At 67.7% G+C, this 19,329-nt stretch carries 16 protein-coding genes; 6 read left to right on the top strand and 10 right to left on the bottom strand.

Features of this window, described 5'->3' with window-relative positions; all coding sequences use genetic code 11:
- Nucleotides 1-72 precede the first annotated feature (72 nt).
- Together P5W98_RS20405 and P5W98_RS20400 are read left to right on the top strand one after the other, a co-directional pair.
- Nucleotides 73-1,617, top strand: a complete 1,545-nt coding sequence (locus tag P5W98_RS20405) for a cache domain-containing protein (protein WP_421026273.1) — start codon at nucleotides 73-75, stop codon at nucleotides 1,615-1,617.
- A complete protein-coding gene (locus P5W98_RS20400; protein WP_421026274.1) occupies nucleotides 1,614-2,264 on the top strand; it encodes a response regulator in 651 nt (216 codons plus the stop codon). Before P5W98_RS20405 ends, P5W98_RS20400 begins: the two co-directional genes overlap by 4 nt.
- 50 nt (nucleotides 2,265-2,314) lie before the next feature.
- On the opposite strand, the gene P5W98_RS20395 is transcribed toward P5W98_RS20400, so the two are convergent.
- Nucleotides 2,315-2,923 (bottom strand): MlaC/ttg2D family ABC transporter substrate-binding protein, encoded by a 609-nt coding sequence (locus P5W98_RS20395; RefSeq protein WP_421026275.1) that lies wholly within the window; start codon nucleotides 2,921-2,923, stop codon nucleotides 2,315-2,317.
- Between the two features lie 240 nt (nucleotides 2,924-3,163).
- On the opposite strand from P5W98_RS20395, the gene P5W98_RS20390 reads away from it, so the two are divergent.
- Nucleotides 3,164-5,794 (top strand): MMPL family transporter, encoded by a 2,631-nt coding sequence (locus P5W98_RS20390; protein WP_421026276.1) that lies wholly within the window; start codon nucleotides 3,164-3,166, stop codon nucleotides 5,792-5,794.
- Nucleotides 5,791-6,924, top strand: a complete 1,134-nt coding sequence (locus P5W98_RS20385; RefSeq protein WP_421026277.1) for an MlaA family lipoprotein — start codon at nucleotides 5,791-5,793, stop codon at nucleotides 6,922-6,924. The genes P5W98_RS20390 and P5W98_RS20385 overlap by 4 nt, the downstream gene beginning before the upstream one ends.
- 82 nt (nucleotides 6,925-7,006) lie before the next feature.
- On the opposite strand, the gene P5W98_RS20380 is transcribed toward P5W98_RS20385, so the two are convergent.
- The 7 genes from P5W98_RS20380 to P5W98_RS20350 all read right to left on the bottom strand — a co-directional run bounded on the left by P5W98_RS20380 (nucleotide 7,007) and on the right by P5W98_RS20350 (nucleotide 14,209).
- Nucleotides 7,007-7,675 carry a phosphorylase gene (locus P5W98_RS20380; protein WP_421027047.1) on the bottom strand — a complete coding sequence of 223 codons (669 nt, stop codon included), beginning with the start codon at nucleotides 7,673-7,675 and terminating at the stop codon, nucleotides 7,007-7,009.
- A gap of 104 nt (nucleotides 7,676-7,779) precedes the next feature.
- Nucleotides 7,780-9,843: a squalene--hopene cyclase gene (shc, locus tag P5W98_RS20375; RefSeq protein WP_421026278.1), complete on the bottom strand. Its 2,064-nt coding sequence runs from the start codon at nucleotides 9,841-9,843 to the stop codon at nucleotides 7,780-7,782.
- On the bottom strand, nucleotides 9,843-11,123 hold the full coding sequence (gene hpnE / locus P5W98_RS20370) for a hydroxysqualene dehydroxylase HpnE (protein ID WP_421026279.1): 1,281 nt from the start codon (nucleotides 11,121-11,123) through the stop codon (nucleotides 9,843-9,845). The genes shc and hpnE overlap by 1 nt, the downstream gene beginning before the upstream one ends.
- 25 nt (nucleotides 11,124-11,148) lie before the next feature.
- Nucleotides 11,149-12,000 (bottom strand): presqualene diphosphate synthase HpnD, encoded by an 852-nt coding sequence (gene hpnD / locus P5W98_RS20365; RefSeq protein ID WP_421026280.1) that lies wholly within the window; start codon nucleotides 11,998-12,000, stop codon nucleotides 11,149-11,151.
- Nucleotides 12,001-12,241: 241 nt separating this feature from the next.
- Nucleotides 12,242-13,180: a sensor domain-containing diguanylate cyclase gene (locus tag P5W98_RS20360; protein WP_421026281.1), complete on the bottom strand. Its 939-nt coding sequence runs from the start codon at nucleotides 13,178-13,180 to the stop codon at nucleotides 12,242-12,244.
- A gap of 50 nt (nucleotides 13,181-13,230) precedes the next feature.
- On the bottom strand, nucleotides 13,231-13,848 hold the full coding sequence (locus P5W98_RS20355) for a chemotaxis protein CheC (protein WP_421026282.1): 618 nt from the start codon (nucleotides 13,846-13,848) through the stop codon (nucleotides 13,231-13,233).
- On the bottom strand, nucleotides 13,841-14,209 hold the full coding sequence (locus tag P5W98_RS20350) for a response regulator (RefSeq protein WP_421026283.1): 369 nt from the start codon (nucleotides 14,207-14,209) through the stop codon (nucleotides 13,841-13,843). The genes P5W98_RS20355 and P5W98_RS20350 overlap by 8 nt, the downstream gene beginning before the upstream one ends.
- A gap of 525 nt (nucleotides 14,210-14,734) precedes the next feature.
- On the opposite strand from P5W98_RS20350, the gene P5W98_RS20345 reads away from it, so the two are divergent.
- Both P5W98_RS20345 and P5W98_RS20340 read left to right on the top strand, forming a co-directional pair.
- On the top strand, nucleotides 14,735-17,098 hold the full coding sequence (locus P5W98_RS20345) for a response regulator (RefSeq protein WP_421026284.1): 2,364 nt from the start codon (nucleotides 14,735-14,737) through the stop codon (nucleotides 17,096-17,098).
- A gap of 79 nt (nucleotides 17,099-17,177) precedes the next feature.
- Nucleotides 17,178-17,894: a hypothetical protein gene (locus tag P5W98_RS20340; protein ID WP_421026285.1), complete on the top strand. Its 717-nt coding sequence runs from the start codon at nucleotides 17,178-17,180 to the stop codon at nucleotides 17,892-17,894.
- Between the two features lie 59 nt (nucleotides 17,895-17,953).
- Here P5W98_RS20340 and P5W98_RS20335 read toward each other — a convergent pair whose 3' ends face one another.
- Nucleotides 17,954-18,508 (bottom strand): NADPH-dependent FMN reductase, encoded by a 555-nt coding sequence (locus P5W98_RS20335; protein ID WP_421026286.1) that lies wholly within the window; start codon nucleotides 18,506-18,508, stop codon nucleotides 17,954-17,956.
- 397 nt (nucleotides 18,509-18,905) lie between these two features.
- Nucleotides 18,906-19,274 (bottom strand): arsenate reductase (glutaredoxin), encoded by a 369-nt coding sequence (gene arsC, locus P5W98_RS20330; protein WP_421026287.1) that lies wholly within the window; start codon nucleotides 19,272-19,274, stop codon nucleotides 18,906-18,908.
- Nucleotides 19,275-19,329 lie beyond the last annotated feature (55 nt).

Here is a 19,329-nt window from a genome sequence, read left to right as displayed (position 1 = left end):
CGAAAAATTCAGGTGCGCACCGCACTTCGTGCGCAGCCGTTATGCTTGCACACTTGGTATCCGAACGCCGCCATGCCCGCCCCATTTTTCTTCAACGACCGCCTGAAGACGAAGATCTTCCTGCTCGCGGTCGTGCCCTTTCTCGCCGCCATTGCCAGCATCGGCATCGGCGTGCGGCAGCAGGCGACCGCGCTCGCGCGCACGCAACACGCCACGATGCAGGCGGCGTTTCTGTCGAGCAAGGAAGTCGAGCTGCGCCATTACGTCGAGCTCGCCACGAGCGCCATCGCGCCGCTGTACGAAGCCAGCGAGAGCCGCACCACAGGCGCCGCCGATAGCATCGCCAGCAGCGTCGCCGAGCGCCAGCGCGCCGCGCTCGCCGTGCTGCAGAAGATGGACTTCGGCCCGGACGGCTATTTTTTCGTCTACGACATGCACGGCCGCTCGCTCATGCATCCGCGCGAGCCGGGCCTCGTCGGCCAGGATCTCTGGAACCTGCGCGACCCGCAGGGCGCGCTCACGATTCAGCAGCTCGTGACGGCAGCTTCGCACGGCGGCGGCTTCGTGCGCTACATGTGGCACCGGCCGTCGACGGGCAAGCTCGCGCCGAAGCTCGGCTATGTCGTCGGGCTGCGGCGCTGGGGCTGGATGGTCGGTACCGGCATCTATCTCGACGACGTCGAGTCCACGCTCGCACGCACCGACGAGCGCGCCTCGGCCAATATCGAGCGCACGCTGCAATGGCTTGGCATCATCGCGCTCGCGGGCGTAGGCGTGTTCGCGCTCGGCGCGCTCGTGCTCAACGTAAGCGAGTACCGCAGCACCGACGCGAAGCTCAAGCGCCTCGCGCAGCAAGTGGTGGAGTCGCAGGAGCAGGAGCGGGCGCGCCTCTCGCGCGAGCTGCACGACGGCATCAGCCAGATGCTGGTTTCCGCGAAGCTGCTGCTCGAATCGGCGCTTGCGCGCTTCGAACGCGGCGCGGCGCGCGTGCCCGCGGCGGAGGCCTCGCTGTCGACCGGTCTCGCGCGGCTTTCGGAGACGCTGCGCGAGGTACGCCGCATCTCGCACGCGCTGCGCCCGGCGATGCTCGACGATCTCGGCCTCGCCGCCGCGCTCGAGCAGCTGACGCGCGAGCTTGCCGAGGAATCGGAGATGGAGATCGGCTTCACGCAGTCGGGCGCGAAACCCGCCGCGAAACCGGGCGCGTTGCCCGCTGCAGGCGATGGCGATAGCGGCACGACCCCAGGCGCCGCGCCCTTGCCCGACGCCGTGAACACGGTGCTGTTCCGCATCGCCCAGGAAGCGCTCACCAACATCGTGAAGCACGCCGGCGCGCGGCGCGCCGCGCTCACGCTCGACGTCGCGCCCAACGGCGTGACGCTCACCATCGCCGACAATGGCCGGGGCTTCGACGTCGCGCACGCGCTCGCCGATCCGCGCGCGGGCATGGGCCTGCGCAACATGCGCGAGCGGCTCGAACCGCTCGGCGGGCGGCTCTCGGTCAGCTCGAAGCCGGGCCACACCGTGGTCGACGCCTGGGTGCCGATCGCACTCGCCAGCGCGGCCGCCAAGGCACGCGGCCTCCAGGGCAACGCACTGAAAAGAAACACACCATGAACGAACCAGGCAAACCGGCGCGCCTCATGCTCGTCGACGATCATCCGCTCGTGCGCGACGGCCTGCGTGCGCGCCTCGAAGCCGTGCCGGGCCTCGAAGTCGCGGGCGAGGCGGGCAACGCCGACGAGGCCATCGGGCTGGCCGCCGCGCTCGAGCCCGATCTCGCGCTGATGGACGTGGGCATGGCCGGCATGAACGGCATCGCGCTCGCGGGCATCTTTCACGAGCGCTTTCCGGCGATCCGCGTGCTGATGCTCTCGATGCACGACAACGTCGAATATGTGGCGCAAGCGGTGCGCGCGGGCGCGAGCGGTTATGTGCTCAAGGATTCGCCGGCCACCGAGATCGTGCGCGCAATCGAAGCGGTACTGGCCGGGCAGACGTATTTCAGCGCGGGGCTAGGCGTGCGCATGCTGCAGGCATCGCTGAAGGAAACGCCCATCGAGCGCCTCACGCCGCGCGAGCTCGACATTCTCGACGCGCTCGCCGAAGGCCTGTCGAGCAAGCAGATTGCACAGCGCGCCGGGCTATCGGTGCGCACGGTGGAGACGCACCGGCTCAATCTCAAGCGCAAGCTCGATATCGAAGGCCAGGCAGAACTGATCAAATTCGCGGTGGAGAACCGCAGAAAGCGGGAAGGCGCCTGAAGGTATCCAAAGATATCTGAAGGCGTACTTCCCGCGCAGCGCGCTTCGCCTTAGCCGCGCGCGTTGTGATCGACGAGATACTTGATGAGCCCGTCGATGCCGCCCTTGGCGATCTGGTCGGCGAACTGGGTCTGATAGACCTGGATGAGCCACGCACCCATCATGTTGATGTCGTAGATCTTCCAGCCGTTGGCGCCGCGCTCGAGGCGATAGTCGATGGCATCGTCGCCGCCGTTGCTGAGCACGTGCGACTGCACGACGGTGTCCTTCGCGCCCGCGCCCGTGTTGGACGGCACGAACTTGAAGGTGACCTGCGCGTCGCGCAGCTGCGAGAGCGATGAGGCGTAGGTCTTCACGAGCAGGAGCTGGAATTGCTCATACAGCTTTTGCTGCTGCTCCGGCGTGGCCGTGGTCCAGGCCTTGCCGATCGCGATGCGCGTGGTGCGCTTGAAGTCGGTGGCCGGCACGAAGTGGGTCTCGACCACGCTCGTGATCTTGTTCATGTCGCCGCCGCGCGCCTGCGGGTCGGCTTGCATCGCCTTCACGGTGCCTTCCACCGCGCTCTTGACGACGGCGTCCGGCGAGGATTGCGCGAGGGCGGTGCCAGAGACGCCCGACAGAAAGGCGGCGGCGAGAAATGCGGTCAGATAGCGTTTCATACGTGTTCTTGAGCGTTCTTGAACAGTGAATATCAGGCGCCGGCACGGCGGCCCGGAACAAGCCCGGCCCAACGTTCGATCGACGTTGAACCGGCCCCATCAGGCCCGATCCCGCCCCGACCGGGCCAGTATAACGGCTTTAGTGCATGGCTCGCGTGCGCAAGCCGCGCCCGGAGGAGCGAGGCCGGTATACTTGGGCGCTTTCCGTCAAGAATTTATCGACAAGGCCCCCTCGCCTTTATGCTGAAGCCATTCATCATCCACCTCGTCGCCTGGTCGGTTCGCCGCGCGGCGTGGGTCATCGCATTCGCGCTCGTCCTCGCCGCCTTGAGCGGCGTGTACGTCGCGAAGCACTTCAAGATCAATACGGACGTGAGCGGCCTCGTCGAGAACAAGGCCGAGTGGGCCGCGCTCAGCAACGCCAAGGACAAGGCGTTCCCGCAGCGCGGCGCGTCGCTGCTCGTGGTGGTCGAGGCGCAGGCGCCCGAGCTCGCCGACGCCGCCGCCGACAAGCTCGCCGAAGCGCTCAAGCAGGATGCGCACGAATTCAGCGCCGTTTCGCAGCCCGCGGGCGGGCCGTTCTTCGAGCACAACGGGCTCTTGTTCCCGCCCACCCAGACCGTGCTCTCCACCACGGGCCAGCTCGTGCAGGCGCGCCCGCTCGTGAACCAGCTCGCGAAGGATCCGAGCCTCGCCGGGCTCGCCGGCACGCTCACGACCACGCTGCAACTGCCCCTCACGATCGGCCAGGTGAAGCTGCCGCAAATGGCGTCGCTGCTCGGCAGCGCCGCCGGCGTAGTCGACCAGGTGCTGGCCGGCAAGCCCGCCGCGTTCTCGTGGCGCGCGCTCGTCGACAAGGATTCGGCCGCAAAGCCCGCGTTTGCATTCGTCACGGTTCAGCCCGTGCTGAATTTTGCGGCGCTCAAGGCCGGCGCGAGCGCCTCGCAGGCGATCCGCGACACCGCCGCGCGCCTGCATCTGGACACCGAATACGGCGCGCACGTGCGCCTGACCGGCGAGCAGCCGCTCGCCGACGAGGAGTTCGCTTCGGTGCAGGACGGCGCCGCGCTCAACGGCATCGTCACGGCCATCGTCGTGCTCGTGATCCTCTGGCTCGCGCTGCGCTCGGGACGCCTGATCGGCGCGGTGCTCGTCACGCTCGTGATCGGCCTCGTCATCACGGCCGCGCTCGGGCTCATGATGATCGGCTCGCTCAACATGCTGTCGGTCGCGTTCATGGTGCTGTTCGTGGGCCTCGGGGTCGACTTCGGCGTGCAGTTCGGCGTGAAGTATCGCGAGCATCGTTTCGAGGAGGAGCGCCTCGAAACGGCGCTGCTCAAGACCGCGCGCACCATCGGCGTGCCGCTCACGCTCGCCGCCATCGCCGTGGCGGAAAGTTTCTTTTCGTTCCTGCCGACCGCCTACAAGGGCCTCTCGGAGCTCGGCCAGATCGCCGGCGTGGGCATGTTCGTCGCGTACCTCGCGAACATGACGGTGTTCCCGGCGCTCATCAGCGTGTTCAAGCCCAAGGGTGAGCGCGCCTCGCCGGGCTTCCCGTTCCTCGCGCCAGTGGACACCTGGCTCGCCGGGCATCGCAAGCCGGTGCTGATCACCACCCTCATCGTGGTGCTGGGCGCGACGCCGCTGCTGCTGCATCTGCGCTTCGACTTCAATCCGCTGCACCTGAAAGACCCGCATACCGAGTCGATGGCCACGCTCATCGCGCTCAAGAACTCGCCGGTCATCTCGATCAACGATGTGAGCGCGCTCGCGCCCAATCTCGCGGAGGCCGACAAGATCGCCGCGAAGCTCGCGAAGCTGCCCGAAGTGGCCCGCGCCACCACGCTCAGCTCGCTGATCCCCGACGATCAACAGCAAAAGCTCATGCTGATCTCGAGCGCCGCGCAGCAACTGCTGCCCGCGCTCACGCAGCAGCCGTCCGCGCCCGTCACCGACGCCGTGCGCGTGGACACGCTCAAGCGCGCGGCGCGCCAGCTCGCGCTCGCGGCAGGCGATCACCCGGGACCGGGCGCCGCCGAGGCCAAGCATCTTTCCGACAGTCTCGTGAAGCTCGCGAACGCCGACGCCGCCACGCGCGACCGCGCCGAAGCCGCCTTCAGCCTGCCGCTCAAGCTCGCCTTCGCGCAGCTCGCGCGGCTGCTGCAGCCTTCGCCCATCACGCGCGAGAACCTGCCGCGCACGATGGTCGACGACTGGGTCTCGCCAGTCACGGGCCAGGCGATCGTGGATATCGCGCCGCGCGTGCCGGCCGGCGTCGACCCCAACGACGACATCATGCTCGCGCGCTTCGCGCATGCGGTGAAGCAAGCGGAGCCGAGCGCCATCGGCGGCCCGATCTCGATCCTGCATTCGGCGAACGTGATCATTCTCGCGTTCTTCCAGGCCGCGGGCTGGTCGGTGCTGCTCATCACGGCGCTCTTGTGGATCACGCTGCGCAACTTCAGCGACGTGCTGCGCACGCTGATTCCGCTGCTGGTTTCGGCGCTCGTGACGCTGGAGTTGTGCGTTGTGTTCGGCATCCAGCTCAATTTCGCCAACATCATCGCGCTTCCCCTGATGCTGGGCGTGGGCGTCGCATTCAAAATCTACTTCGTGATGGCGTGGCGCGCGGGGCAGACCGGCCTCCTGCAGTCGAGCCTCACGCATGCAGTGCTGTTCTCGGCCGCCACCACGGCGACAGCATTCGGCAGCCTGTGGCTTTCGCATCATCCGGGCACCTCGAGCATGGGCAAGCTGCTCGCGCTGTCGCTGTTTTGCACGCTGATCGGCGCAGTGGTGTTCCAGCCGGTGTTGATGGGCAAGCCGCGCGCAAAGCGCGCACGAGCGCAAATCCAGGGGATTGATCAATGAAGAAAAAACAAGCCGCGCTCACGATGGCGGCGGCGAGCCTGGTGCTCCTCGTGACCTCGGGCTGCGCCACGGGCCCCGAGCGCAAGCCGGGCGACCCGTTCGAGCCCGCGAATCGCGCGATTTTCACGTTCAACGACAAACTCGACACCTACATCGCGCAGCCAATCGCGAAGGGCTATCAGAAGGTGACGCCGAAGCCGGTGCGCCAGGCGATCACGAACTTCTTCTCGAACCTCGGCGACGCGAGCAATTTTGCCAACAACCTGCTGCAGCTGAAGATCACCGACGCCACCCAGGATCTCATGCGGATGGCGATCAATTCGACCTTCGGGCTGGGCGGCCTGATCGACTTCGCCACGCTCGCGGGGCTGCCGAAGCACCATCAGGACTTCGGCCTCACGCTCGGCCACTACGGCGTGCCGGCCGGCCCGTACCTCGTGCTGCCCCTGTTCGGGCCGAGCGACGTGCGCGACGGCATCGGCATGGGCGTGGACGTGAAGTTCAACGTCATCAATTACTTTCAGCCCGCGGTGCGCAACCCGTTCTACATCATGCAGTTCGTGAGCGCGCGCTCGGACCTGCTTGGCGCGACCGATCTGCTCAAGCAGGCCGCGCTCGACCCGTATTCGTTCGTGCGCGATGCATACAGCCAGCAGCGCCAGTCGCTGATTCGCGGCTCGCAGAACAATGCACCGCCGCCGAATTACGGCGATCCGGACGCGGAGGGGACTGAAGGCGCTGGGGGCGCGTCGGGTGCCGCTGGCGCTGCCGGGGCCGCCGGGGCCGCTGGTGGATCGGGCAAGCCGGGCAACAGCAACCTGCCGAATTACGAGGATCCGGGCGAGTCGGGCGGTTCGCCGGATGGGGCGGGTTCGGGCGCCAAGGGCGGATCGGGCGGATCGAGCGGATCGGGTGCTTCGAACAACGGGCTGCCGAACTACGAGGATCCGGGCGAGTCGACGGGCGTCGCCGGCGCGGCGACTGCGACTGCGACTGCGACTGCGACTGCGACTGCGACTGCGACTGCGACTGCGGCGAGCGGCGCGACGGCTGCCGCGCCCGCACCATCGGCATCCGCACCCGTGGCGGCCTCGGCTGCTGCTCCCGCGTCGGCGGTTTCGGCTCCGTGACATGGGGTGGCGCGCTTGCGCCACCGTGACGCCTTCTCCAGGCCCCCCGGTCATCCGATGCCCGCACCGCCCAGCAGCCAACTCACTCCGGAAAAAACGCGCCAGAGGCCGTCAGCACGCGCCGCGCCGCCGTAAGCGTCTTGCGCGCCGCGCCGGCGTCGGCGGCCACGCGCAGCAGGCCGCCCAGTTGCAGGGGATCGCGCGCGAGTTCGCGCAGAATCGGCAGAACGGCCGTGGAGCCGTCGTCGCGCAAGCCGGCCATCGCGGCCTTCGGCAGGCTGCGCCAGGCCGGATCCACCACCGCGCGGCAGACCGCGAACGGCAGGCCGCGTGCCGCGGCGGCAGCCGCAGCCAGATGCGACTCCATGTCGACAGCGAGCGCGCCGCCGCTCGACCGGTGCAGCGCCGCTTTGTCCGCCGCGCCGGTGAGCGGCGCTGACACGGCGGCCTCCACGCCGCGCCGCATGCGCGCGGCCAGCGGCGAGTCGAGCAGCGCCGCCGCCATGCGCTTGCTCCACACCGCATCGCAGGCGATGCGGCCGAGCGGACCGTCCACGGCGTCGGCAATGATGAGCGTGCCCGGTTCGAGATCCGGCCCGAGGCCGCCCGCCGTGCCGAAGCTGATCACGCCCGCTGCGCCGCGATCGAGCGCCGCCGCGAGCGCGCGTTCGAGCAGATCGGCGCGCGCGGCGTAGACCGCCGCAATGCCATCGCCGCCCTTGCCCGCCGCGATGCTTGCCTCGAAGGCCATGCCGGTCACGGCGATCACGGGCAGCGTGGCTGGCGTGCCATTCGTGCTTTTCGTGCGTTGCACGCGCGCTGCGGTGATGGCGGTTGCAGGTTCCACGGCCATCGTCACAAACCGGCCGTGACGTGCGTGGCGCCGTCGCGCTTGAGGTTGCGGTAGCGCGCCAGCGCCCACAGCGGGAAGAACTTGCGGTAGCCGTGGTAGCGCAGATAGAACACGCGCGGAAAGCCCGTGGCCGTGAAGCGCGTTTCGTCCCACAAGCCGTGCTCGCGCTGCGTGGCCTGCAGCCACGCCACGCCGCGCGCGACGGCCGGATGGTTCACCTCGCCCGCCGCCATCAGGCCGAGCAGCGCCCACGCCGTTTGCGACGCGGTGCTCGGCGCGCGCTCGTAGCCGCGGTATTCGAGCTTGTAGCTGGTGCCGTCCTCGCCCCAGCCGCCGTCGTCGTTCTGGATGCCGACGAGCCACTGCGCCGCGCGCTTCATGCGCGAATCGGTGTGCGCGAGGCCCGCGGCGTTCAGCGCGCACAGCGCCGTCCAGGTGCCGTAGATATAGTTCATGCCCCAGCGGCCGTACCAGCTGCCATCGGCTTCCTGCTCGGCGAGGAGGTAGTTGAAGGCGCGCTGCGCCGGCTCGCTCGTCGCGGGCAATTCGCCGAGCTGCGCGAGCATCGAGAGGCAGCGGCCCGAGACGTCGGCCGTCGGCGGATCGAGCAGCGCGCCGTGATCCGAGAACGGAATGCTGTTCAGGTACTCGTGCGTGTTTTCCGGCTCGAACGCGCCCCAGCCGCCATTTCCGCTCTGCATGCCGACCACCCATTCGCGCCCGCGCGCGATGGCTTCCTCGTAGGCGTGGGTCTGGTCGATCTGGTCCACGCGGCGCATCGCGGCCACGACCACGGCCGTATCGTCGACGTCGGGGTAGTGCGGGTTCGCGTACTGGAACGCCCAGCCGCCCGGACGCGTGGCGGCGCGGCGCGAGATCCAGTCGCCGCGCACGTCGAGAATCTGCAGCGGGCGCAGCCATTCGAGGCCGCGCCGCGCCGCTTCGTGCGCGCGCGCGTCGCCGGTTTCGATGAGCGCGTGCGCGGCGAGCGAGGTGTCCCACACCGGCGAGAGGCACGGCTGGACGTACGCTTCCTCGGCGTGGATGGTCACGAGCCTTTCGACCGACTGGCGCGCGATCGCGCGGTGCGGATGATCGGCGGGGTAGCCGAGCACCTCGTACATCATCACGGCGTTGGCCATCGCGGGGAAGATCGCGCCGAGCCCGTCCTCGCCGTTCAGGCGTTCGTCGACGAAGGCCACCGCCGCGTCGATCGCGCGCTGGCGCAGATAGTTCGGGAACAGCGGATCGGTGATGCGCAGCATGCCGTCCACGGCGCGAAAGAAGCCGAACCAGCCCTTGCTCTGGTGCGGCGAGCGCTCGTTCAGGCCCGTGGTGACGGGCGCGCCGCGGAACAGCTCGTCGATGCGCACGCCGCGCGGGTTCTTCGCGACCGGCCGCTTCGCGCCGAGCACGAGCAGCGGCACGATCACCGTGCGCGCCCAGTACGAGACCTTGGTGAGATGGAACGGGAACCACTGCGGCAACAGCATGATCTCGACCGGCATCATCGGCGTCGCGTACCAGCTGACCACGCCGTAGAGCGCGAGCAGGATGCGCGTGAACACGTTGGCCTTTTCCGCGCCGCCCGCCGCGAGGATCGCCTCGCGTGCGCGCACCATGTGATCGGCGTCTTCGGCATCGCCAATCATCTTGAGTGCGAAATAAGCCTTGATGGTCGCGCTCACGTCCATCTCGCCTTCGGCGAAGAGCGGCCAGCCGCCGCCGGGCAGCTGGATGCGGCGCAGGTAGCGCGCGATCTTCGCTTCGAGCTCGAGGTTCGCCTCCTCGCCCAGATAGTGCACGAGCAGCACGTATTCGGCTGGAATCGTGGCGTCGGCTTCGAGCTCGTAGACCCAGTGGCCGTCGGCGCGCTGGTCGGCAAGGATCGCGTCGGTCGCACGCGTGACCGCGGCGTCGAGCGCGTCGATCACGGCAACGTCTGCGCCGGCGGCAGGCGCGGATGCGTGGGGGGTCGCTACGTCGAGCATGGCGACGCCCGGCGTGGCGACGCCCGGCGCGTTCGCGAGGTCGTCGGCCGGTATGGCCTCTGAAAGATCGTTCATCAATACATCCTGGTCTCTAAAAGCAGGTCCGCGGCCTTGCGGCCTGAGCGGATCGCTCCTTCGATCGTGGCGGGCAGGCCGGTTGCAGTCCAGTCACCGGCGAGCGTCAAGTTGGTCCAGCGGGTGCGCGCCGCCGGGCGGCGCAATTCTTCTTGCGGCACGGCGGCGAAGCCCGCGCGGGCTTCGCGCGCGAGCTGCCAGGCGGGCAGCGGCTGCGCCGGCAGCGATGCGGCTTGCGCCACATCGGCCCAGACGCGCCGCGCGAGGTCTTCGGGCGCCAGCGCGTCGAGCGTATTGGACATGCCGAAGGCCGCGGCATCGTGAATCGTGGCGGAAATGCGGCCCGCACCCGCGAACAGCCATTCGGCCGTGCCGTTCACGAGCGCCATCGGCGTGGCCATGCCGGGCGGCGGTTCCACGGCGAAGTGCAGCGTGATGGCAGCCGTGTGGCGCTGCGGCGTCTGCAGCGCGGGCACGAGCGCGGCGGCATCGGGGGCCGGCACGGCCAGCACGACCGCTTCGTCCTCGCCCAGCGGGACGCGGCCACTCTCGAAATCGAGCGCGACGACGCGGCTCGCCGCGTCGTCGAACACGATCTCCTTTAACGGCGCATCGAGCCGGATCGCCGCGCCGCCATGCTGGAGCATGCGCAGCGCCGGATCGACGAACGCGCTCGACAAGCCATTGCGCGCCATCAGCGGCCGGAATGCCTCGCCGCCGGCGGACAGCACCTCGCGCAGCAACGTGGCCGCGAGCTCGGCGCTGGCCTCGCGCGGCTCGACGTTGAGCGCCGCGAGAAACAGCGGGCGCAGCAGGCGGTCCCAGAGCAGGCCGTCGCAGCGCATGGTCTGCGCCATCGTGCGGCCGGGCTTCGCGAACAGGAGCGGCAGCAGCGCGAGATAGTCCGACACCTTGGTGCCCGGCACGCGCGCATGGGCGTCGCCGATCCAGAACGGCACGCGCGAACGCGAAAAACGCACGCTCCAGCGCGAGCGCGCCGCGAGATCCATGAATGCGAAGGCCGACTCGCCCGGCCCCGTGAGCTCGTCGGCGGCACCGATCGTGCGCACGTAGTCGAGCGTGGCCTCATGGCCCGCCAGCACGAGATGATTGCCGCTATCGAGCGTAAGCGCGAGCGTGCGGTCGTAGTACGAGCGGCATCGTCCACCGGCCTGGGAAGCGGCCTCGTGCAGCGCGACCTGGACCCCGTGCCGCTGGAGCCGGATCGCTGCGGCGAGGCCCGCGAGCCCGGCGCCGATCACGTGGACGAGCCGTGGCATTCGCATGCTCATAGGTAAGCAGACCCTAAAACAGCGCGTAGCGCGCGACGATCCACATGAGCCGCGCGCGCGGCTTGACGACCTTGGTGCGCGGCAGATCGAAGCCGCGCTCGACAGTGCACTCGAGCAGCACGCGGTACACGCCCGACATGATGCGCGGCGCTTTCACCAGCACGCGCGGCGTGCGGTCCATGATCGCGTCGGCTTCGGCGAAATGGGCGAGCGCGCGCTGCACGAGCGTCGCGCAGACGCGCGGCAGCGAAGGATCGGCAGCGATCTCACGCGGATTCGACGTCGCGATGCCCTCGCGCGCGAGCAGCTCGCGCGGCAGGTAGCAGCGGTTGATGTCCGCGTCCTCGTCGATGTCGCGCAGAATGTTCGTGAGCTGCAAGGCGCGCCCGAGGTGATGCGAGAGCAGGCGGCCGGGCTCGTCGGCCATGCCGAAGATCTTCACCGAAAGGCGGCCCGCCGCGCTCGCCACGCGGTCGCAATAGAGGTCGAGCGTGGCTTCGTCGGGCGCGCAGATGTCCTCGGCGGCGTCCATGGCCATGCCGTCGATCATCGCGTGGAAGTCCTCGCGCGCGAGCCCGAACGTATGGATATGGCGCGTGAGCGCCGCGAGCGAGTCGCGCGGCGTGCCGGCGTAGCACGCGTCGATGTCGGCGCGCCATTGGTCGAGCCCCGCCGCACGCTCGGCGCGCGGCAGGTCGCTGTCCGCGATGTCGTCGACTGCGCGGCAGAAGGCGTAGACCTGATACATGGCGTCGCGCTGCGCTGGCGGCAGAATCCGCATTGCCAGATAAAACGAACTGCCCGACGAAGCGGCGGCGGCGTCGGTTTGCTGTGTATCGTCCACGACGAGGTTGGAAACGGCCAAGACGATCTCCGCTGGGGGCGCCCCCGGCGGGGCTTTTCAGATATTCGGGCCCGCCTGTCGCGGGTCGCCCGCGCGCGCGGACACGCGCGAGGCACCGGCCCTATCGGAACGCCATTCAGGGTTCACGGCCGGAAACGGCCAAAAGTATAGCAATCTTTACTCGCCGCCGCAGGCGCGACCCGCCATGGACAGTGAGGAAAGCGCCAACATCCGAAAAGGGGCCGGACCCTACGGCCAAAGCTCAGGAAATTGCGTGCTCCCACGCGACGGAGCGATTGCGCCCCTCGCGCTTGGCGCTGTAGAGGGCCGCATCGGCCTCGTTGATCATGACTTCGTAACCGGTCGCGCCGGGCCGTGCGGCGGCGGCGCCCACGCTCGCCGTGACGGACACGACCATGCCCTCCACCTTCACGGGCACATCGCTGATCGTGTGACGAATCTTTTCGGCGACGCGCAACGCGTCGGCAAGCGGCGTGCACGGCAGCAGCAGCGCGAACTCTTCGCCGCCGAAGCGCCCGAACACGTCCTGCTTGCGCACCACCTGGGCCACGCGCTGCGCCATGGCGCGCAGCACGGTGTCGCCGGCGACATGGCCGAATTCGTCGTTGATCTTCTTGAAGTGGTCCAGATCGAACAGCAGCACCGACATCTCGCCGCCGTAGCGCTGCCAGCGCGCGAATTCGTCGGCGAGCCGCGCCTCGAAATAGCGCCGGTTCGCGATGCCCGTGAGGCCGTCGCGGTCGGCGTATTCGCGCAGCTTCGCCACTGCGTCCTCGCGCTCGCGCTGCATGACGCTCACGTGCGTGACGTCGGAAATGGTCACGCACACGGCGATCACCTCGCGCTCCTGCATGAGCGGCATGAAGGTGCAGTCCTGCTGCATGTAGTCCACGCCGCCCGTGATGGGGCGATCGTGATCGAAGCGGAACAGCCAGGGCCGCTGCTCCCAGGAGCTGAACGCGAAGCTGCCGAGCTGGAACACGCTCTCGACCTTGCGCGCGAGCCACGCGCGCGGCAACTCGGGAAAGTGCTCGAAGACGCAACGGCCGATCACGTCGGCCGCCGTCACGCCGCTGTGGTCCTGCATGAAGCGGTTCCACATCAGCACGTTCAGGTCGCGGTCGAGCACGAAGATGCCGAAGCCCACGCGCTCCACCACGAGATCGGAGAGTGACGGCATCGCCGCCGCCGGGACCGGGGTCGTCGCCGGGACAGACAGGTCGCGCGTGCTCATAGGCTTAGCAGCAGGGCGTCGATGGCGCGGCTCACGCGGTGGATCGATTCCTCGGCCATCAGCATGACGAGATGCGCGCGAAAGCGTTGATCTTCGAGCGCGAAATTGACCTCCACGAGCAGCGCGAGATCCCAGGCGAGCATGCCGGGCTGGAACACCTCGTCGAGCATGATGGCCAGGCCGAGCAGCCCCGGCTGCGAGAACACGGGCATGCGCCCGAGCTGGTCGAGCATCGACGAAACGCACGCGCCGCAGAGCACGTTGGCCACGTCGAAGATGAGCTCCTGCCCGGTGAGCACGTCGCGCGCGGATGGCGGACCGCCGACCAGCGCGCCCAGCTCGTCGATCTCGCCGCTGCGGCAGATCACGAGCGCCTCGCCCTTGATCTCGGAGCGAAAACCCTGGCGCACCGCCGTGACCGGACCGTCGATGCCGGTCATCTCACGCAGCGCCTGCGCGGCCTCGCTCACGGCGACCACGCGCACGCGCGGCACCGAGAGTTCGATGAACGCGTCGAGGAGCCCCGACAGGCGCGTTGCAGCCTGGCCCATGCCGAGATTGGCGATCTCCTGGAGCGCGTCGCGCTGCATTTCCGTGAACACTTGATCAGGCATACAACCCGTACTCCCTGAGGATGGGCAGCAGCGCTTTCTGCGTAACCGGCTTCGGCACGAACGCCATCGCGCCGAGCGCGAGCGCGCGCTCCTGGGCGCGCGGCTGGACATCGGCGGAAACCACGATCACGAATGTGTTCAGGTCCTCGTGCTGCATGGCTTCGAGCACCTGGAAGCCCGTCATGCCGGGCATCGTGAGGTCGAGAAACATGACCGGCGCACGGCCGGCGCGGTAGAGCGCCAGCGCGTCCTGTCCGTTCGACGCGTAGGTAATTTCGACATCCCAGTCTTCGGGCAGCGCCTTCGTGAGCACCTTGCGGGCCAGCAGCGAATCGTCGGCGATCACGATGGGCAAAGACATGGTTATGCGAATTGAGTGGGCGTTGAACGGAATGCGTTAAAGCGTATTAACGGCCGCGAGCGCGAATTCTTTAGCGAGTGGAGGAATATTTATGCGTGTCGCATGGAATGCGCGGACGCGAAGCGCCCCGAAAAACACGGCATATTGCGCGGCATGCAACGCCGGCGCGCGTGCACGAGATTAATCGTGGTCGCGATTCTCGAAGCAAATCGAACCAAATGCAACTCGCCGATAATCATTAGACGAACAAAAACCACCCATTTTGCGGCCTTTCTGGAAATAAACAATCCGCGTTCGCATTAAAGACCCTCGATTATCCTTTTGTGTACGTTTGCGCTACGTGAAATGTCGCGCAATCAACGGAACCGGCGAGGAATGCCTCGAGCGCACCGATGTTCGCGCACGTTTCGCGTGCCTCGCGGCGGCGCACGATACGCCCGCGCGAACCGAAGCGCAACCCCGGTCGTTTATCATGTCGATAGCCATGCTCAACGCTCCGCCGCCGCCTTCAGCCTTATCTCTAAGATGAATCCCGACCGGCCCTCAGGGCCCGACGACCGCACGCCGCCACCGCGCGCCGAGGAAGCGCCGTTCCCGGCTGCGCCCAGCCATGACTTTACGGTGCGCCGCCGCACGCTGATCGCGCTGCTGATCGCGGCGATCGTGCTGCCCTGCGTCTACGTCGCCACGATGGCCTGGAACGACCTGCGCACGCGCGACGCCGACGCCACCGACGCCACGCTGCGCACCGTGCGCGTAGCCGAAGAGCACGCGCTCAAAGTGTTCGACATGAACGATGCGCTCGACGCGCGCATCGTGGACGGCGTGGAGGACCTCGACGACAACGGCATCCGCGCGAACGAAGCGCAGATCCACGAGAAACTCGACAGCATCGGCGGCGGCTATCCGCAGGTGGCCGCCGTGTCGATCTTCGGCCGCGACGGCGAATTGCTCGCGAGCAGCCGCTACTCGCCGCCGCCGTCCGTCTCGATAGCCACGCGCGAGGACTTCGTGGGCATCCGCGCCGGCCGCATGCTCGACCACGTCTCGCGCGTCATGCAGGGCCAGGTGAGCGGCGAAACGGTGTTCAACACCGGCATCGCGCGCCACGACGCCGCGGGCGCGTTCGCCGGACTGGTGTCGGTCGCGCTGCGGCCAGGCTATTTCGACAAGTTCTACAACGAGCTGCTAGGCGACGACTCGCCGATGGCGCTCGGCCTCGTGCGCAGCGACGGCGCCGTTCTCGCCTTCGAGCCGCCACCCGGCGCGCGAGCCGCCCGTGCCAGGGGCGCCACGAGCGCGGCGAGCGCCACGCCTCGGGCTGCCAGCGCGACTACATTCAGCAACGCTGGCGGCACGAAAGCGCCGGCCACCGTCGCGCCGGGCTCGCCGTTCGCCGCCGCGCTCGCGCACGGCCAGGAATCGGGCGTCGTGCGCATGCATTCGCAGCTGATCGGCGACAACGCGATCGTCGCGTTCCGGCGCGTGGGCGCGTATCCGGTCTACGTCGCCTGTTTCTACCGCACCTCGGCGATCTGGTCCGCGTGGTACCGGCACCTGAGCGTGCTGATCATCTCGATGTTCACGCCGTCGATCGCGCTGTGGTGCGTGATCTGGCTCTCGCTGCGCCGCCTCGCCGCCGAGGAGGAGGCCTGGGAGCGCTGGCAGGCCGAAGCCGCGATGCGTCGCTCGATCGAATCGGCCTACCGGCAGTCGCGCAAGATGGAAGCGCTCGGCAATCTCGTGGGCAGTGTCGCGCACGACTTCAACAATCTGCTGATGATCGTCTCGGCCAACGTGCAGATCGCGCGACGGCGCGGCGTGACGGGCTTCGAGCGCGAACTCTCTGCCGTCGAGCGCGCGCTCAAGAGCGGGCAGTCGCTCACGCGCCAGTTGCTCGGCGTCGCGCGCAAGCAGCCGCTGCGCAACGAAACGATTTCGGTCGGCCGCTGGCTGCCCGCGTCGCGCGAACTGCTGCGCGCCTCGCTCGGCGCGAAGGTCGCGCTCGTCATGGACGTCGACGAGGCCGTGTGGACCGTGCTCGTGGACGTCGCCGAATTCGAGCTCGCGCTCATCAATCTCGCGGTCAATGCGCGCGACGCCATGCCCAACGGCGGACGCTTCACCGTGCGGGCGCGCAATATCGCGTTCCGGCCCGGAGAGGGCTTCCCGCTCGACGGCGAATTCGTGCACGTCTCGCTGGAAGACACGGGCGTGGGCATGTCGCCCGACGTGCTCGCGCGCGCCTTCGAACCGCTCTACACCACCAAGCCCAAGGGCATGGGCACGGGCCTCGGGCTGCCGCAGGTGTTCGCATTCTGCGAGCGCTCGGGCGGGCTCGCCGCGATCGACAGTGCGATTGGCGCGGGCACCTCGGTACATCTTTATCTGCCGCGCGCGAGCGCCGCGCCGGCCGCGCAGCGCGAAACCGAGCCGCGCGAACACAGCGCGAATCCGCCGCAAGGGCTGCGCGTGCTGCTCGTCGAGGACAACGACGAAGTCGCGGCGGGCACCGAGGCGCTGCTGCAGATGATGGGCCATCACGTGACCTGCGCGAACGACGCGCCGAGCGCACTGGAATTCGTGGATGCGGCCCGCGCCGCGCGTGCGAGCGACGACGATGCGCCGCGCTTCGACCTCGTGCTCTCGGACATCCACATGCCCGGCACGATGAACGGCATCGATCTCGCCGAGGCGCTACAGGCACGCGAGCCGGGGCTGCCGGTGATCCTCGTCACCGGTTACGCGGAAGAGCTCGAGCGCACGCGCGGCGTGGACGCGCGCGTGCTCTCGAAGCCCTTCGACATCGCATTGCTGGAGAAGATGCTGGAAGCCATCCAGCTTGAGCGCCAGACGCGCGCGCGGCGGGAACGGGACGCGACGCTGTAGGTCGGAATAGATACGCCCGGCACGCGGATTGCGTCATGGGTCATGCGGCACGTGGAAACGGCTACAGGAGGATCAAGCCATGAAACAGACCGTGACCGGTCTCTTCGAGACCTACGACAAAGCGCGGCATGCGCAAGAAGCGCTGCTGCAATGCGGATTTTCTGCCAGCGACATCGAATTGCCCGTACACGAGTCAGGTGTGCTGGCCGGCATCGAGCGGCTCGTGTCGAGCTTCTTCTCTTCTACCGGAGACGGACGCGCGAACCCCGGCACATCGCCCGAACCCGTCGCGCCATCGGGCAATGTGCTGATCGGCGTGCGCGTCGCCGACGAAGCCCACGCGGATCTCGCCAGCAACACGCTGCGCGGCAACGATGCACTCGAAGTCGCCGTGCGCGGCGGCAACTGGACTTGGCCCGCGACGGACGCCGACCCGGTCGCGCGCGAGCACTCCGCCCTCGACGAACTTGGCCTCGCGAATCTGGCCGAGGCGATGCGCCGCCGCCTGGAGCAGGCCGCCGACGATGAAGCAGGCGCCGCCAGCGACACGGTGCAGCCATCGCGGCCGATGAACGACGCTGAAGCCACCGTGCTCACATCGGCAAGCGCGCCGGGCGCCGGTGCGGTGATGGGCGCGCCCGCCGCCCCCGCAGCCGCTCGGGCGACGCAACCCGCGGAGGCCGCCGCGCCACGCATTCCCGACGAGTTCATCGAGTACGAAGAGGACTCGCACGACCACCGGGCGTCCGATGCGCCGGATCGGCCCGTGACCGGGCAGCCTCCGACACGTCATTGAAGGGCGATCGGGCGCGGCGGCGAGTTGCCGCCGCGCCCCGTCAGGCCAGGTGATGTGACTTAACGGCCCAATTGGCGCTTGACCCACTCGGCATAGCGGTCGACGAACGTTTGCAGGAACTTGCGCGTATCGTCGTTCATAATTTCGCCTTTTTCGTTGATCCGTGTTGCATCGTGCTTGATGAACATCTCGGGCTGGCCGAGCGTCGGCACATCGAGATACGCGAGCACATTACGCAAATGCGCCTGGGAAAGCGCCGTGCCAACGGCCCCCGGCGACGTGCCGAGCACCGCGGCCGGCTTGCCGGTCCACGAATTTTTGCCCCACGGGCGCGAGCCCCAGTCGATAGCGTTCTTCAGCACCCCGGGTATCGACCGGTTGTACTCGGGCGTCACGAAGAGCAGCGCATCGGCCGCCTCGATCTTTTGCTTGAGCTGACGCGCGGCCTCGGGGAAATCGGCGTCGTAGTCCTGGCTGTAGAGCGGCAATACGCCGATGTCGAGAAACTCGAATGAAAAATCGACGGGTGCAAGCGATGTCACGGCATGCGCGAGCTGCCGGTTCCACGAATCCTTGCGCAGACTGCCAACTACGACCGCAATTTGATAGGCCATCTCTGAGTCCTCCTCGGTTTCCTCAAATTGTGCGCGAAGCGCAGGGGAGAGAAACGCCATCATAGGCGCGAGAAAAATCCTCGGTGTGTCAAAAGGACGGCAGCATGAAGCGTGCGACCACTATCGACAATGTGGATAAGCAAGCTGAGCGGAAATTTATCCACAGATTTTCTGGACAACCTTGTGGACAAGTCCGCGCGAAGCCCGATCCGGCCGGACAAGTTTCGGGATCGAGGCATCCCCCGAAGTATGCGCAATGAGTCCGTCGCCGCGGCGGCGCCTCGTGGTGCCGCGGCACGCGCGCATGCGGTGCCGGGCTGGAAGGGCACGAAGGTGCGCCCGATGCAATGCCCGATTGGATCGCCCCAAGGAAAACGGTCACGCTGCCTGAGCAACCCTATGCAACTCGATCGAACAGCACAGCGATGTTTTCCGGCGGACGTCCAATCGCCGCGCGGCCGTTACGCACGACGATCGGGCGCTGCAGCAGAACCGGGTGGCTCGCGATTGCTTCGTATAACTGATTATCAGTCGCGCTATTGACATTGAGCCCGAGCGCAGAGTATTCCGCTTCGTTGGTGCGAACCATGTCGAGTAGCGGACCCCCGAGCATGGCATGCAGCGCCTTCAGCTGGTCGACCGTAAGCGGGGTTTTCAGGTACTCGACAACCTCGACGGGTTCATTGGCCTTGTTGTACGTGGTCGAGACCAACTCGCATGTGGAGCGGGACTTCGAGCAACGCGCGTTGTGGTAGATCGTGATCATGGATGCAGGTTCAGGACGTGAAGATCGGTTTGAATGGATTGGACATTGGAGGGGT

This window comes from Paraburkholderia sp. A1BS-2L (assembly GCF_051125205.1).
Taxonomy (GTDB): domain Bacteria; phylum Pseudomonadota; class Gammaproteobacteria; order Burkholderiales; family Burkholderiaceae; genus Paraburkholderia.
This window is presented reverse-complemented; position numbering and strand designations above follow the sequence as displayed.

Excerpts from the sequence above, each read along its gene's own strand:
- P5W98_RS20340 (WP_421026285.1), top strand. The coding sequence starts at position 17,178 with ATGAAACAGACCGTGACCGGTCTCTTCGAGACCTACGACAAAGCGCGG.
- arsC (WP_421026287.1), bottom strand. The coding sequence starts at position 19,274 with ATGATCACGATCTACCACAACGCGCGTTGCTCGAAGTCCCGCTCCACA.
- P5W98_RS20390 (WP_421026276.1), top strand. The coding sequence starts at position 3,164 with ATGCTGAAGCCATTCATCATCCACCTCGTCGCCTGGTCGGTTCGCCGC.
- P5W98_RS20350 (WP_421026283.1), bottom strand. The coding sequence starts at position 14,209 with ATGTCTTTGCCCATCGTGATCGCCGACGATTCGCTGCTGGCCCGCAAG.
- P5W98_RS20400 (WP_421026274.1), top strand. The coding sequence starts at position 1,614 with ATGAACGAACCAGGCAAACCGGCGCGCCTCATGCTCGTCGACGATCAT.
- P5W98_RS20385 (WP_421026277.1), top strand. The coding sequence starts at position 5,791 with ATGAAGAAAAAACAAGCCGCGCTCACGATGGCGGCGGCGAGCCTGGTG.
- P5W98_RS20335 (WP_421026286.1), bottom strand. The coding sequence starts at position 18,508 with ATGGCCTATCAAATTGCGGTCGTAGTTGGCAGTCTGCGCAAGGATTCG.
- P5W98_RS20395 (WP_421026275.1), bottom strand. The coding sequence starts at position 2,923 with ATGAAACGCTATCTGACCGCATTTCTCGCCGCCGCCTTTCTGTCGGGC.
- P5W98_RS20405 (WP_421026273.1), top strand. The coding sequence starts at position 73 with ATGCCCGCCCCATTTTTCTTCAACGACCGCCTGAAGACGAAGATCTTC.
- shc (WP_421026278.1), bottom strand. The coding sequence starts at position 9,843 with ATGAACGATCTTTCAGAGGCCATACCGGCCGACGACCTCGCGAACGCG.
- hpnE (WP_421026279.1), bottom strand. The coding sequence starts at position 11,123 with ATGCCACGGCTCGTCCACGTGATCGGCGCCGGGCTCGCGGGCCTCGCC.
- P5W98_RS20355 (WP_421026282.1), bottom strand. The coding sequence starts at position 13,848 with ATGCCTGATCAAGTGTTCACGGAAATGCAGCGCGACGCGCTCCAGGAG.
- P5W98_RS20345 (WP_421026284.1), top strand. The coding sequence starts at position 14,735 with ATGAATCCCGACCGGCCCTCAGGGCCCGACGACCGCACGCCGCCACCG.
- P5W98_RS20360 (WP_421026281.1), bottom strand. The coding sequence starts at position 13,180 with ATGCCGTCACTCTCCGATCTCGTGGTGGAGCGCGTGGGCTTCGGCATC.
- P5W98_RS20380 (WP_421027047.1), bottom strand. The coding sequence starts at position 7,675 with ATGGCCTTCGAGGCAAGCATCGCGGCGGGCAAGGGCGGCGATGGCATT.